This window comes from Sporosarcina sp. FSL K6-2383, from assembly GCF_038618305.1.
Taxonomy (GTDB): Bacteria; Bacillota; Bacilli; order Bacillales_A; family Planococcaceae; genus Sporosarcina.
This window is the reverse complement of record NZ_CP152017.1, coordinates 881,122-895,215: the sequence shown is the minus strand read 5'-3', so window position 1 is coordinate 895,215 and position 14,094 is coordinate 881,122. Positions and strand designations below refer to the sequence as shown.

The window sequence follows — 14,094 nt, the reverse complement described above, 5'->3', positions numbered from 1 at the left end:
TCACCGGACCTTCTGTCAAACGACAAAAAGCATAAGCCCTCCCGTTAGCGAACACTGGAAGGCTCATGCAGACATTATTATTGAATAATAAGTAGTAACATCACCCTCTCAACTCATATTTCTTCATTCAGTGGGTTTTCCTACATAACTGACCTAACTTATAGCTTGTTGTACAACACCCTTAATATAGCATAATTATAGCAGATTAAATATTACAAAAAAATATTATATATTATGCTGATTTCCTTCATTTAAAGACCCTAAATCAAGACAACCTTTGTCAAAATACAAAGGTTCGATAAAAAACAACAATTTAAGCCTGTTTTATTCATAAAATGCGTAGGTACACCACCCTGTTTCTTTTCTCTTTCCTCTTGACTAGGTCGTATTACACCTATATTATGATAATTATAGGGAATATTTAGAACTAAAGTTAATAATTTATCCCTGTTTTTCTTCCTCCGATTTATCGAAGAAAGTAGGAGTGTTCCTTTGCATATCGGTACAAGATTGAAAGAGCTACGCAACTTAAAAGGTATGACACAGGCTACATTAAGTCATGGGATCACATCTGCCCCTCATTACAGTAATATTGAGGGTGGTCATTTTGCACCTTCAGAGGACATATTGCTATTATTAGCAAAGCGATTGTCCGTACCTTCAGCCTACTTAACCAATGGACATGTGAAGGATAAAAAGTTTGCAATTCTATTGAAGAAATATGAGAGTATTTTGAATGAAGATCGTTTGGAAGAGGCATTGTCTTTTCGTGAAGCCCATGAGAAAAGCTTCACATATATTCAGTCATTACATCAGGAATTACATTTTAAATTATTACGTTGCTTTAATCTTTTTAAAACTAGAGAACTTAAAGCCTTCGGGCAATGCTATACAGAAAAAATTGCACCTTACGTAGACCAAGATACATTACATAATCTAAGCCCTCATATTCAAGAATTATATAATTATATTTCAGGATTATACTATTATATGAAGGCTGAGTATCAGCCTTGTATCCCATTTTTTATTAACGTTTTAAAATCAAATGAAAATCCCCTGATTGAGGCACGACTTAATTTTAATATCGCATTGGCTAATTTCCGTCTTCACCATTATGCTTCTGCATTGGAATTTGTTAAAGAGTCAAAGAGGTTATACTTGGATTTACATGATTGGTACAAGACAGCCGACTGCTATAATCTAATGGCTGTACTTTATAAATCAATAAATAATCTGGAGCTTGCAGAATTTTATATTCATAAAGGTTTACATATTTTAAATAATGAGCCCGGGGAAATTTATTTAAAACTTTTACACAATCTTACACTTATCTATACAGTGAGAAAACAGTACGATGAAGCACTAGAGTTAATCCAAAAATGTCTTTTATTAAAGCAAAGCCACAATCCCGGTGCTCTATTTATTTCTTATCGAGCTAAACTTACTATCTTACTTAAAATTGGTGATACTGAAACGATACTAAATGTCATTGAATCAGCACGAGATGTTTGTAAATCTACGCTAGATAAAATACATTTACAAGTTATTGAAGGTCAACTATGTTTATTACAAAGCCGCGACTCCGATTATGTAAAATTGATACAAGAGTGCGTTGACTATTATTTCGAAAATAAGAAATGGAAGTCTTTAAAAGATATTTCAGTGGAGTTAGCGGAGTATTATGCCCAAAAGAAACAATATAAAAAAGCCTATGAGCTTACTAAATTATGTTTACTTGCTACAAAAAATAGTTAAAGGGAGATGTTTTAAAATGAAAAAACTTTTTATTGTTATGCTATTGTTAATCGGGCTTGTTGCTAATGGACCCAACACTAATATTGCTGATGAAGAGGAGGTTGGGCTTCCTCACGCAGTAGCACCTGATTGGATGTAAGCACTACTCGCGCAAACCAAAACCCCGCTCTCACACTATTTTCTACTCAGTGTGAGAGCGGGGTTTATTCATATCTTATTTTTCTTCATCTAATACATCTTTTGATAAACCTTGACTCATTTCAGCATATTTCACGAAAACTCTTGCAAGCTCTCGCAAACGATTATGCACATCATCATCGATAATCGTGTTGTCTTTATCGAAATGGCTCATATGCGTGTAGACGTAGTTCGGAGTTACGAGGCAACGGAAGTAGTCTAAAATGGGCTTTAGCTGGTTTTCGACAACGAGATGATGTTGATATGTACCGCCATTTGCAACGATAGATACGGGTTTGTAGCGCATCGTGTGCGGATGTAGCATGTCGAACGCATTTTTCAACACACCTGGAATCGACCCCTGGAATATCGGCGATGCCAATATATAGCCATCTGCATCTTCAAATTTTTTAACGAGCCTTTGCATATCATCGTTATATTCAGCCAAAGGGCGACCATCGACAATTTGATGCGTATAATCTGCAAAATTTAAGTACTCTAATTCATAGCCGCAACCCGTTTCTTCAATATAACCTTTGACCGTTTCGAGAACAGCACCTGTTTTGCTACCGATAATGGTCCCGTCCACAAACAAAACTTTCAATGACAATCCTCCTAATAACTAATAATCCTACTCCATCGTACCAAAAATAATGGTTGCCGACCCATACATCGGCTCAGACAACCACTTCTTATTGGAACTCATTTTGCTGAAAGAGGTGCTTCACCTGGAATCATCGGTTTCCCCATTCTGTCCTCTCCCATAAACTGTTCTTCTATCTCCTCATACCGAATCGTCATTTCCCCGTTTTCTTCCTCAAGTCTTTCTTTTACGCGTTCAATTATTTTCGCGGGGGAGGTTAGGGAAATTACAGCATCGCCCGCGGAAGCCTTGCGTTCAATTTCCGGCGTGAAAAATTCAATCATACCGTCTGCCCTAAGAATATAAAGAAGGATTGATTTATCATCCCGTTCGCGTAAGTATTGTGTGTAGCTGTACTGCTTGGTCAGTAATGTTTTTCGAATAACATGCCCTGCACTCATCCGCTCTTCCAACTCATAGATTGAAATGGCAGGTGAAAACAGCATTTGACCCCCAGTAATTGTAAACGACTCCACATCATTATCCACCTGAAATGCAGTCTGGAATAAATAGTCACCTCCAATATCCGGCGCAAAATCCGCACAAATATGTGCATTATATATATCAGCTTTCGTCATCGCAAGAATGTAGCGATACGGCGTTAAATCGATATGGTATTCGACTTGTTCAGAAAGAATATCTCCCACAAAACTGTTCAATCCCAGTTTCCTAGCATATGACAAGCCTGCCCATGATTGGTCGATTAGTAACACTTCATTTCCCGTGTCTTTTACCGATTGTGCCAGTTCAGCTGCAAAACGAGTGCCACCTACAATCAGTACACCCGATTCATCCGTCGTCGTAAGATTTAACTTTTTGGCCAGAAAACCAATTGTGAAACCATGCAGGACAACCGTCGAGAATACAAGCGCGAACGTTAAGGCTGTTAATAGTTCGGCATCCTTATAGCCATTTTCAAGTAGAATTGTCGCAAAATAGCCGGATACCGTAAGGGCAACAATCCCCCGTGGAGCAATCCATCCAATGAGATGCTTTTCACGATTATTCAGCTCTGTCCCCATTGTTGAAATCCAAATCGACAATGGTCTCACAATAAACAGCATTGCTAAGACATACAAAATGATATGTGGATTAAAAATTTCAATTAGCACTTTTGGATTAAGTGATGCCGTCAACATGACAAAAATCCCCGAAATCAGCAGAACAGATATATTTTCCTTAAAATGACGGATGTCATTCAACGTCGTCAAACGCATATTGGCCATCGTCATCCCCATTGCCGTAACTGCAAGCAGCCCGGTTTCATGCATAATTTCATCTGCAAAAACGAAGGTGAAAATGACGAGTGCAAAAAGTACTGGCGCTTTTAAAAATTCAGGGATGCCACCTTTTTCAAATGCATTGCCAACGATGCGCGCAACACCCCACCCCAAAACAACTGCAAAAGCAGATGCGGCAAAGAATAACAGCAACGCCGTCAATGTCGCTTCCTTGTTCAAAAATTTAATGAACTCGAAAGCAAATACCGCTAGAAGCGCACCGAATGGATCGACAACAATCCCTTCCCATTTCAAAATGGCTGCCGGGCGCGGCTTCAGCTTCGCCTGCCTTAGTAACGGCAAAATAACAGTCGGACCCGTCACAATAAACAAACCACCAATAATAAAAGCAACTGCCCATGATAGACCCGCTAAATAATGCGCTGCAAGAGACCCCGCAATCCACGCAATGAATGCACCGACTGTAACAATACGCGCAACTGGTTTACTAAACCCTCTAATTTCTTTAAAATCGAGATTCAAACTGCCCTCGAACAAAATAATCGCGACCGCGAACGTAATAATCGGACTAAAAAGCTCCCCCATACTCTCTTGCGGGTTAATCAAACCAAAGATTGGCCCTACCAATAACCCCGCTACTGACATCACAACAATTGCCGGCATCCGGAACCGCCATGCCACCCATTGCGATAATATCCCTATGAGCACAACTAGCATTAAATCAAACAATAGTGAATCAAACATTAGCATCACCCTACCCTTCAATTATACCTCCGCGTAATTACATTCGAACTTTATGGCGTCCACCAGAGGCTTTTCATTCATTTGGTGGGGTTTAATCCCGTTGAATAAATTTAAATAATGTTAGTTTACCATAAAGGCTGTTTCAATCCACCTGATTTAGATAGATTGTCGAGGATTCATTACTGAATACGCATATGTACGATTCCCATAACATACCGTAGAGGGATGGGTTTATCAATGTTGCATGAAAGGGTGATTCCAATAGACGGACAAGAAAAGAAAAGAATCGCTATCTACCTCTCCCAATCAGAAGGAAAAGGGACATACCCAGCACGCAGGGCAGCTATGATTGCACATAATTTGGCTGATGAAGCAGATATCATATTTTTATGCGGAGCAGACTCACCTTCAGCTCCCGATGGATTTAGAACACTATCAATCGCGAACAGCACAGCCTTTTTACAAGCAATTACAGCAATGAAACCCGACCTTTTAATTCGCGATAGCGGCTCCACTTTCCGCGAGGAAGTAGAACAAATTCGGGAGCTCGTCCCTTCCATCATCCATTTCGATGATTTCGGTGACGGTGGTAATTCGGCTGACCTTGTATTCCAAACATTGTATGCTGACTCCAATGATAAAGTGCCTGACCATTATGTCGTTGGAATCGAGAGCTACATGGCTGATGATGAGATCGTTTCACTGAAACAAATCGGGCTTCGGAAAGAAAGACCGGGTCCTCTCCCTCATCTCGTGATTTCATTCGGCGATGAAGATGCTGGTAATTTGACGTATCGTGCCCTGCGTCATATGATGCAGCTCCAAATTCCTCTGAAAGTGACTGTTATCATCGGTAAACAGTATGCACATGATACAAGCACACTACGCATGATGGCCCTTGGCAGACGTAACACAATTATAGTGGAGCACCCACATCATTTTTCCGAAATATATGCAGATGCAGACGTCGTTCTATGCGCTTCCGGTTATATGCCCTATGAGGTAGCGGTGATGGGTATTCCTTGCGTCGTTCTGGCACAAAATGATTTTGAGCTTGGACTCGCTTTTCCGAAAGAACAGCATGGGTTCATTCATCTTGGTCTCGGTCGGAAAATAAAACAATCCAGCTTGCTAAACGCTGTCATGGAACCACTGCTACACGAACCACTACGAAAAAAAGCCATTGCACGACAAACTGCGCTCGGCATTGGTGATGGTAAGGATGCCGTCTGCGAAGCAATTCGCTACTACCTCGAGTACCCGAAGCGACCCGCAGGAAAAGAAACGTTAAATATGCTACACTAGGGGAAAATTGCGAGGTGTTTCCCTATGAATAAACGGCAAGTAGAAAATGCGATTGTTGAACTTAAAATGGATTATATCAATCTACAAGGTGATATTGAGAAACTAGAATCGACAGGGAACAATAGTTTCGTCAAAAAAGCGGAGATACGTCTTGCTACTATGGAAGAAAAATTAGCAGAATTGAATAAGCAGCTTGCGGAATTTGAATAAATCAAATACGCCTTGGCGTATTTGCGTCCGGATTTTGAATTGAGCTTGCTCAATTAACTCCTCTCAAAATCTGTGACATCCGCCGGAGGCTCAACTTCATTCAGCAGGTATTTGGATCCTGCTGAATAAAGTTGAAGGCTATCCTGAGGATAGCCTTTTGTTGTTATATAAGTGAATTATGCAACCCCAGGGAAACTGGGCTACCTATTCGAAGAACTGAGCTACCTTACAATCTCCAAACAGAAAGCACAGCCTCAAGTCGGCTGTGCTTTTACGCAATCACGTATTCACGTACTGCATTATCTTCCATCATTAGCTCTTTCAAATATTTCTTAGCGCGGAATAAACGGGACTTTACCGTTCCAATGGATACTTTCATCGCTTCAGCAATTTCAATAAGCGAATATTGATGGACATAGAAATACTCGATGGTTTTTCTATAAATAGCGTCGAGCTCACCGATTTTTTGTTGAACAAGTGATTGAATATCATTTTGCTCCAGCATTTCCGCCGGTGTTAAACTATCACTCGGTACAAGATCAAGAATTGGCACATCGAGTGTATCTGGTTGATTCAGAACATGCTTACTTCTTCTCACATCTTTGCGATAACGATCGCGGAACGTATTCATGCAAATTGTCGTCAGCCATGCTTTCATATGATCGACACTGTCCATTCGCTCGCTATAGCGAACAACCTTCAACCAGACATCCTGCATCAGATCCTCTGCCTCTTCTTTATTACGTGTTAATTTAAGGCATAGATGATATATGTATCGACCATATTCTTCATACAACTCGTTAAGATTTATTTTCATAGGGTAACGCCTCCGTCTTCTATCTGTTGTCCCTATTATCGCCAATCTCAACATTTCAAACCATTGTATTCTCTTTCAGTTTACTTACAAACTTGTAAGGCTAGGTGAACATTGCGTATCTACAAGAAAATCCCTGTAACTAGATAATGAGCTAGCGACAGGGATTCCTATTTTATTCATCTTCCCGAATTGTAATCGTCATTCGGATAATTCGACTTCGTTCCATTTTCTCGATTTCAAAAAGCAGATGGCCATATGTGAATCGCTCACCCGGCTCAGGTACATGGCCCAACTCTTGTAAAACCAACCCACCGAGCGTATCATGATCGGTCGGCAATTCGATACCGAGCAGCTCCATCGCTTCAATAATCTCGAGCCGTCCATGACAAACTAACTTATTCACCGTTTGTTCATAGACTAATACTTCTTCATCAATATCCGTTTCATCCTCAATATCCTGACCAATCATCTCTTCGATAATATCTTCATGTGTCACAATACCAAGCGTCCCGCCATATTCGTCCAACACAATTGCCATATGTTTTTTCTTTGCAAGCATCAGCTTGAACACTTTCTCGACACTGGCAGACTGCACAACATATAGTGGATTGCGGTCAATTAGCTCACCTAGTTGTTTATCAGGATTCATAGACCATTCAATGAACATTTTGGAATAAAACATACCCACAATTGTATCCATATTGTCTTCATATACTGGATAGCGTGTATAGAAATGTTCTAATATTGTTCCCCGCACTTCTTCATATGTTGCCTGTATTGATATGCCGACAATGTCCGTTCGATGCGTTTCAAGGACATCAGATACATCCTTTCCAGGAAAATCGAGCACTTCCTTCAAACGATCTGACTCCTCCTGTTTAAACGTTCCCTCTATAGAAGCAATGTCCACCATCGACTTTACATCATCCTTCGTCAGCTTCGCTTCCGTCACAGCACCCTTCGAAATGATGCGAATGAAAATATTTGTGAATAAAGACAGAGTAGCAGTCAGTGGTGTTAGAACTTTTACGAATAGCGTGATTGGCGGTGCAACGATATAAGCAACATTGTCAGCAAATGTCGCAGCAATGGTTTTCGGCAGCACTTCACCAAAAACGATAATAATGACCGTTAGGACCCCTGTCCAAATACCGACACTCAAACCTTTGTCAATGGCAATCATCGTCACGATTGTCGGCATCATAATATTGGCAATATTATTACCGATTAAAATGGCTGTAATCATACGGTCCGGTTTCGAAATCAGTTGCTGTAGCCGAATTGCTTGCCCATCTCCCTGATCTGCGCGAAACTGGACCTTCATCCTGTTCACTGCTGTGAGCGCCGTTTCACTTCCAGATAGGAAAAACGACATGAATAAAAAGAATCCTAGTGCAATAAACAAAAGCGCTTCCTCCAATATTAGTTTCCGATTATTAGCTAGTTAAGATAGCATACCATAATATTCATATTTACGTCCGACTTACTTCCTCTATTTCTGCCTGTTCTGCTATACTATTTCTATTAGCGATATTATTTCGAAAAGAGGGATTGCATTGACACACTTAGAGACACTTGACGGTTATTTTACAGAGCAGCGAGATGAACACCTTGAACAACTAAAGGAATTCCTTCGTATTCCAAGTATCAGCTCTTTATCCGAACATAAGGGTGATATGCAAAAGGCGGCAGAGTGGCTAAAGGATTCGTTCGAAAAAGCGGGGCTCGAAAATTTGTCGATTGACGAAACGGATGGGCATCCGGTTGTGTATGGTGATTGGCTTCATGCAGAGGATAAACCGACGATTTTAGTTTATGGTCATTACGATGTACAGCCCGTTGACCCGTTACATCTATGGGAAAGCGCTCCATTTGAACCTGAGGTGCGGGATAATAAATTATTTGCTCGCGGTGCGAGTGATGATAAGGGACAAGTGTTCATGCATGTGAAAGCGGTTGAAGCGCTGATGCAGAAGACAGGCAGCTTACCGGTTAACGTTAAGTTTTTCATCGAGGGAGAAGAAGAGGTCGGCAGTCCCAATTTAGAGAAATATATTAAAGCGAATAAGGACAAGTTGGCGGCCGACATCATTGTTATTTCGGATACGGGTATGCAAGGTCCGGGACACCCCGCGGTTTGTTATGGTTTGCGCGGATTATGCGGTGTACAAATCGATGTGCAAGGCGCGAAAAGTGATTTGCATTCTGGCTTGTATGGCGGTGGCGTAGCCAATCCGATTCATGCACTAGCAGAGGTATTGGCCTCGTTCCGCGATAAAGAGGGAACGATTGCGATTGAAGGGTTTTACGACCAAGTTCGTCCACTGGCCGACGAGGAACGCGAGGCTTACAAAGCGCTAGGTTTCAATGAAGACGCATTGAAAGAAGAGATCGGCGTAACAGAGTTGTTCGGAGAAAAAGGATTTACCCATTTGGAGCGTACTTGGACCCGTCCAACACTTGAAGTGAATGGCGTATTCGGTGGATTTTCAGGCGAAGGTATTAAAACTGTATTGCCCGCAGAAGCTGGCGCAAAAATCACTTGTCGCCTCGTTCCAGACCAAGATCCAGACGACATCATTGACAAGTTGAAAGCGCATATCGAACAGCATAAACCGGCAGGTGTAACGGTGACAGTGAGTGAGTTCGACAAAGGAAAGCCGTTCATTACACCGTTTGACCACCCCGCTATTCAAGCTGCGGGTCGCTCGTATGAAAAAGTGTATCATGTGCCGACTGCATATATCCGTGGTGGCGGATCGATTCCGATTGTTGCGGCTTTCGATGAAATCTTACAGCTACCTGTTGTCCTAATGGGCTTTGGGCTTGCATCGGAAAACTTCCATGCCCCTAATGAGCATTTCCATTTAGAAAACTTCGATCAAGGACTACGCGTCATCGGTGATTATTATTATGAAATTGCTAACTTTTCGAAGGATGAATTGAAGAAATAAACACGATGCCGGATTCTCGTTAAGGGAGTCCGGTTTTTTGTTACATTTTGCATTCATGCTATGATAACCGAGAGAATTCACATGTACTCTGTCTTTCGTTTGCCGCTACATCCTCCGAGTGTCACTCTACTGTCAACTATCAGAATACATTTCGATTACTTTTCATGGTATAGTAATAACAATCAAAAAATTAGTGATAAGGATTGATTTATTTTATGAATAAAAAACCGCTTGCATGGATTGTAGACAGCACTGCCTATGTTTCTGAGGAACTCAAACAACATCCTGACTTTTTTTCAGTTCCTTTGAATATACATTTCGGTGAAAAACAGTTTGTCGATGGTGTCGACCTAAATCCTGAACAATTATACGCTAAAATAAAAAATGCAGAAGATTTTCCAAAAACGTCTCAGCCTTCCGCTGGCGAGTTTTCCGAGCGTTTTAAAGTGATTGCAGAGCAGTATGAACAAGCCATCGCCATTCATGTATCGAGCAAATTAAGTGGTACACTCACCTCATCGACTGCCGGGGCTGAACTTGCTGAATTTCCTGTAACCTTTATCGACTCCATGGCCCTATCCTATGGAATTACAGGGTTAATCGAAAGAGGCATGGAACTGTATGATAACGGAGCAAGCGTCTCAGACATTAAAGCTGAGCTCGAAAAAATGGCAGGGACGTTGCAGAACTTCATTTTGATCGGCCAGCTAGACCAATTATATAAAGGTGGTAGGATGAGTGGTGTGCAATTTTTCCTTGGCAGCTTGTTAAAGGTAAAACCGATTGTTCAAATTTCGAGTGAAGGCGAATTGCTGGCGATTGATAAAGTACGTTCCGAGAAAAAGGCGCTACAATATTTGGTCGATAAAGTAGTCGCTAGCAAACATACGAACAAAAAGAGTGTTTATCTTATGCATGGTAATGTCTTAGATCAAGCTACCCACTTAAAAAATCTAATCACCGAGCAAGTACCCGATTTAGATGTTAAGATCGGGGATATTAGTTCTGTTTTGGCTGTTCATGCGGGAGAGGGTACGCTTGCTGTTTTGTGGTTTGATTGATTGATCAATCACGCCTCGGCGTGATTGCGTCCGGATTTTTTCGAGCTTGCTCGAAAAGCTACCCTAAAAAATCCGTGACATCCGCCGGAGGCTTTATCTGAATTCAGCAGGTATTAGGACTCCCACTGAACGAAAAGCTTTTCGCATTCATTCCTCCACTTGTTGAAGCGGGGTCTTCTCTAGCAAAAGCTTCACTTTCAGTATAAATACATTTGCGGAATTCAGATAAAGGCAGTCCGTCTATATGAGACAGACTGCCTTTTGTTATGAAAATTGATCGTCGATTTTGAAAAAGATGTACTTGGCGTTGGGTGAGAACATATAAGAATCTTTATAGTCCCACAGGCGATGCTGCGCGTCGAATGTATGTGCATTGACAAACGGAACAGAGCCTACTTTGCTTGTGACAATGGTAGAGTGATCGTAGCGACCATCACCTTCAAAGTCATAGGCAATGACATCGCCTAGCCCCAACTGTTCGGCTGATGATACTTGCGTGGCCGTCAGTCCTTGTTTCGAGGTAGCTAAATACCAGCGCAGTGAATGAGCAACTGACCAGCTAAAGCTCCATGTCCCCCTTTGCAGCCACCAGCCTCGTTCTCTATTTGGATAACCATGCATGGGCGCACCACCTGCTAACAAGCATTGAGATATAAAATTGGTACAATCCACGTCAAATGATGGAAACGCCGGATTACGACCGTTCCACCATTCGTTTGCATAACGGACAGCAGCTTCCCTGTCGTACATAGTAAAATCCCTCCTCCTGTCATTTTATGAATGACGGGAGGAGGGCATACATAGATGATTGTTTGAGTTCAGATAATCAATTACGCCTTGGCGTAATTGCGTCGGGATTTTGAATTGAGCTTGAGGCCTACAGGATGTAGGTCATGCAGTCACCGCGACAGGACGTCGCGAACTTAGACTGCCTTCCTTTACTCCTTTCAAAATCCCTGACATCCGCCGGAGGCTTTATCTGAGTTCAGCCGGGGTTGAACCCCCACTGAACAGTAAAAGCATCACATTCATCCTGCCACTTAAGGAAGTGGGGGTTTTCTGTAGCTGACGCTTCGCTTTCAGTACAAAAGCATTTGCTGAAATCAGATAAAGTACCTGATTAGACCAGGTACTCACTCAGAATGGACAATATGGAAACAGTTCTTCCCTGACTTTTTCGCTTCATACATTGCATCATCTACATCTTTCAAAACCGAGGTCACTGTTGCATTCGTTGATGCAACGAGCGCAACCCCAATGCTAGTCGTTACATTCAGCTCCGCATGCTTCATCATCGGCCACGGTGCTTTCATCATCTCAGATTGAATGGCTATTGCATTTTCTCGCGCAAATGCTTCAGTCTCGACATGCGGCGATAATAGAACAAACTCATCGCCACCAAGGCGTGCTACTATCGAATCTGGACTTGCGCCGACAGATAATCTCCTGCCAAATTCCTGAATGACAGAATCACCGACATCATGACCAAATTGATCGTTGATGCTTTTAAAACTGTCGATATCAAGCAAATAAACTGCAAACCCATTCCCTTCTTCTCGAAATTGATTCAATTCAACTGACAAACGATTGGTAAGTAGGCGACGATTGGGCAAGTCTGTCAAAAAGTCATGATTTGCAAAGTACTCCAGCTTGTCCTCGTTCTTTTTTTGCATCGTCACATCGCGAATAATTACTACCATATGTTTAAAATTATTCCACTTATCATACACAGGACTCGCCTTCAACTCCGACCATAGCCAACCGTCGACTTTATGTGTGATCCTTACACGCAAACTGTAGGTTTTGGTATTTAGCTTCGCTTTTATAAATGTTTTCGTTAATCGTTCCACATCATCAGGATGTATAGGCCAAAGCGCTGGCTTTCCAATATAATCCTGCGAGCCAAATCCAAAAACCTCCTGACTCGAAGGTGAGACATACGTATACTCATACTGGTCATTGATCAACACAATAACATCCTGTGCATTTTCTGCAATGATTCGAAATTGTTTTTCGCTTTGAACGAGCTCACTCCATGAGTTTTCACTTTCAATCTGTGCAATTTTTTCATTCGTAATATTTTGTACAACGCCCATAATATAGGTAAGTTTACCTATCTTGTCAAATAAAGGCGTCAATCGAGTATGCGAATACTGACGGATCCCCGAAGGCGACAAATAGGAATCTTCATAGATTACTACTTTTTTAGTTTGTAGTACTTTGCCATATTGATAATCCAAGCATGCACTAAGCTCTGTATCATGCACTTCACCAAAGGTTTTACCAATCGCAGCTTGATCTACATTGGCATGACTAAGTGCCAGATGATTGAAATAAGCATAGGTAAACATTGAATTTTTTTCAACCTTCGCGATAAATACCATATCAGCGAGCACTTCCATTAAAGTAGTATCAAAAGGTAATACCATATCACAGAACACCCCTATTTCCCTTCTTAACAAGCAGTTATGAGTTTTTTGAAAATTTCACATCAATTAAATATACCATTTATTATAGGGATTTCATACTAGAACATTAGTCTAAAAACTGAACAAGATTCATTTCCGCTTTCCAATCAAAAAAAGTATCCTAATGGATACTTTTAATTATTTCATATGGAGCATACCGGGCTCGAACCAACCCCACCCTAAAGTCCAATAATAGCAAGCTTTACAAGGGGTTACAAGGGGTTACAAGGGGTTACAAGGGGTTACAAGGGGTTACAAGGGGTTACAAGGGGTTACAAGGGGTTACAAGGGGTTACAAGCGTTTTTATTTTCCAGTGAATACGGGTTTGACTACGGTTGGTTAAAAAATTAGGTTTGAATACGATTCAATGATTGTACTTAAAATAGGGCAAGGGCAATTAAATAGGGATGTTCGGCATCTCTGATATAGAGGTGTTTTTTTGTCTGTCACAAACTTTATTTACCACGCCTAACTATTATTTCCTAAATCTGCATCATTTTCCTTTTTTCACAAGTACATGTTCTTTTCCTGTCGAGATATTAGCCCATAACAACTTGCATCCGTCGGCTATTCTGCTAACTTTCGTTGGATCGATTTCTACCCGTTTTCCGTCCACAATCATAAAATGCCGAAACGTGTATTTCTTTTTCATATCCTATTTCCTCCTTATTAATATTATCTTCGATTGATTAGATAAATAAAAAAGCACCTCGTGAGA

13 protein-coding genes are annotated in these 14,094 nt (G+C 41.2%); 6 read left to right on the top strand and 7 right to left on the bottom strand.

Going from position 1 to position 14,094, the window contains the following annotated elements; all coding sequences use genetic code 11:
• Positions 1-492 precede the first annotated feature (492 nt).
• Positions 493-1,755 carry a helix-turn-helix domain-containing protein gene (locus MKZ10_RS04675; protein ID WP_342508325.1) on the top strand — a complete coding sequence of 421 codons (1,263 nt, stop codon included), beginning with the start codon at positions 493-495 and terminating at the stop codon, positions 1,753-1,755.
• Positions 1,756-1,771: 16 nt separating this feature from the next.
• Positions 1,772-1,894, top strand: a complete 123-nt coding sequence (locus MKZ10_RS04670) for a hypothetical protein (protein WP_342508323.1) — start codon at positions 1,772-1,774, stop codon at positions 1,892-1,894.
• Positions 1,895-1,969: 75 nt separating this feature from the next.
• Here the strand turns inward: MKZ10_RS04670 and MKZ10_RS04665 are convergent, their stop codons facing one another.
• Together MKZ10_RS04665 and MKZ10_RS04660 are read right to left on the bottom strand one after the other, a co-directional pair.
• Complete coding sequence (locus MKZ10_RS04665; protein WP_342508321.1) at positions 1,970-2,536, bottom strand: NAD(P)H-dependent oxidoreductase; 567 nt, start codon at positions 2,534-2,536, stop codon at positions 1,970-1,972.
• Between the two features lie 98 nt (positions 2,537-2,634).
• A complete protein-coding gene (locus tag MKZ10_RS04660; RefSeq protein WP_342508319.1) occupies positions 2,635-4,560 on the bottom strand; it encodes a sodium:proton antiporter in 1,926 nt (641 codons plus the stop codon).
• Between the two features lie 237 nt (positions 4,561-4,797).
• Between MKZ10_RS04660 and MKZ10_RS04655 the strand changes: the two genes are divergently transcribed.
• Together MKZ10_RS04655 and MKZ10_RS04650 are read left to right on the top strand one after the other, a co-directional pair.
• Positions 4,798-5,865, top strand: a complete 1,068-nt coding sequence (locus MKZ10_RS04655; RefSeq protein ID WP_342508317.1) for a CMP-N-acetylneuraminic acid synthetase — start codon at positions 4,798-4,800, stop codon at positions 5,863-5,865.
• A 24-nt stretch (positions 5,866-5,889) separates the two neighbouring features.
• Entirely contained in the window at positions 5,890-6,075 is a 186-nt protein-coding gene (locus MKZ10_RS04650) for an SE1832 family protein (protein ID WP_342508315.1), read from the top strand.
• Positions 6,076-6,346: 271 nt separating this feature from the next.
• On the opposite strand, the gene MKZ10_RS04645 is transcribed toward MKZ10_RS04650, so the two are convergent.
• Positions 6,347-6,892 (bottom strand): RNA polymerase sigma factor, encoded by a 546-nt coding sequence (locus MKZ10_RS04645; RefSeq protein WP_342508313.1) that lies wholly within the window; start codon positions 6,890-6,892, stop codon positions 6,347-6,349.
• A 172-nt stretch (positions 6,893-7,064) separates the two neighbouring features.
• On the bottom strand, positions 7,065-8,297 hold the full coding sequence (locus MKZ10_RS04640; protein ID WP_342508311.1) for a CNNM domain-containing protein: 1,233 nt from the start codon (positions 8,295-8,297) through the stop codon (positions 7,065-7,067).
• Between the two features lie 151 nt (positions 8,298-8,448).
• Here MKZ10_RS04640 and MKZ10_RS04635 point away from each other — a divergent pair, with 151 nt between their 5' ends.
• Together MKZ10_RS04635 and MKZ10_RS04630 are read left to right on the top strand one after the other, a co-directional pair.
• A complete protein-coding gene (locus MKZ10_RS04635) occupies positions 8,449-9,846 on the top strand; it encodes a dipeptidase (RefSeq protein ID WP_342508309.1) in 1,398 nt (465 codons plus the stop codon).
• A 215-nt stretch (positions 9,847-10,061) separates the two neighbouring features.
• Positions 10,062-10,907, top strand: coding sequence for a DegV family protein (locus MKZ10_RS04630; RefSeq protein ID WP_342508307.1), 846 nt, complete (start codon positions 10,062-10,064; stop codon positions 10,905-10,907).
• Positions 10,908-11,171: 264 nt separating this feature from the next.
• On the opposite strand, the gene MKZ10_RS04625 is transcribed toward MKZ10_RS04630, so the two are convergent.
• The 3 genes from MKZ10_RS04625 to MKZ10_RS04615 all read right to left on the bottom strand — a co-directional run bounded on the left by MKZ10_RS04625 (position 11,172) and on the right by MKZ10_RS04615 (position 14,028).
• Positions 11,172-11,657, bottom strand: a complete 486-nt coding sequence (locus tag MKZ10_RS04625) for an amidase domain-containing protein (protein ID WP_342508305.1) — start codon at positions 11,655-11,657, stop codon at positions 11,172-11,174.
• Between the two features lie 383 nt (positions 11,658-12,040).
• Positions 12,041-13,336: a diguanylate cyclase gene (locus tag MKZ10_RS04620; RefSeq protein ID WP_342508303.1), complete on the bottom strand. Its 1,296-nt coding sequence runs from the start codon at positions 13,334-13,336 to the stop codon at positions 12,041-12,043.
• A gap of 533 nt (positions 13,337-13,869) precedes the next feature.
• Positions 13,870-14,028, bottom strand: a complete 159-nt coding sequence (locus MKZ10_RS04615) for a hypothetical protein (protein WP_342508301.1) — start codon at positions 14,026-14,028, stop codon at positions 13,870-13,872.
• Between the last annotated feature and the right edge of the window lie 66 nt (positions 14,029-14,094).

What these genes read in the sequence shown, in the direction of transcription:
- MKZ10_RS04620 (WP_342508303.1), bottom strand. Translation starts at nt 13,336, where the DNA reads ATGGTATTACCTTTTGATACTACTTTAATGGAAGTGCTCGCTGATATG.
- MKZ10_RS04645 (WP_342508313.1), bottom strand. Translation starts at nt 6,892, where the DNA reads ATGAAAATAAATCTTAACGAGTTGTATGAAGAATATGGTCGATACATA.
- MKZ10_RS04660 (WP_342508319.1), bottom strand. Translation starts at nt 4,560, where the DNA reads ATGTTTGATTCACTATTGTTTGATTTAATGCTAGTTGTGCTCATAGGG.
- MKZ10_RS04650 (WP_342508315.1), top strand. Translation starts at nt 5,890, where the DNA reads ATGAATAAACGGCAAGTAGAAAATGCGATTGTTGAACTTAAAATGGAT.
- MKZ10_RS04615 (WP_342508301.1), bottom strand. Translation starts at nt 14,028, where the DNA reads ATGAAAAAGAAATACACGTTTCGGCATTTTATGATTGTGGACGGAAAA.
- MKZ10_RS04625 (WP_342508305.1), bottom strand. Translation starts at nt 11,657, where the DNA reads ATGTACGACAGGGAAGCTGCTGTCCGTTATGCAAACGAATGGTGGAAC.
- MKZ10_RS04670 (WP_342508323.1), top strand. Translation starts at nt 1,772, where the DNA reads ATGAAAAAACTTTTTATTGTTATGCTATTGTTAATCGGGCTTGTTGCT.
- MKZ10_RS04630 (WP_342508307.1), top strand. Translation starts at nt 10,062, where the DNA reads ATGAATAAAAAACCGCTTGCATGGATTGTAGACAGCACTGCCTATGTT.
- MKZ10_RS04655 (WP_342508317.1), top strand. Translation starts at nt 4,798, where the DNA reads ATGTTGCATGAAAGGGTGATTCCAATAGACGGACAAGAAAAGAAAAGA.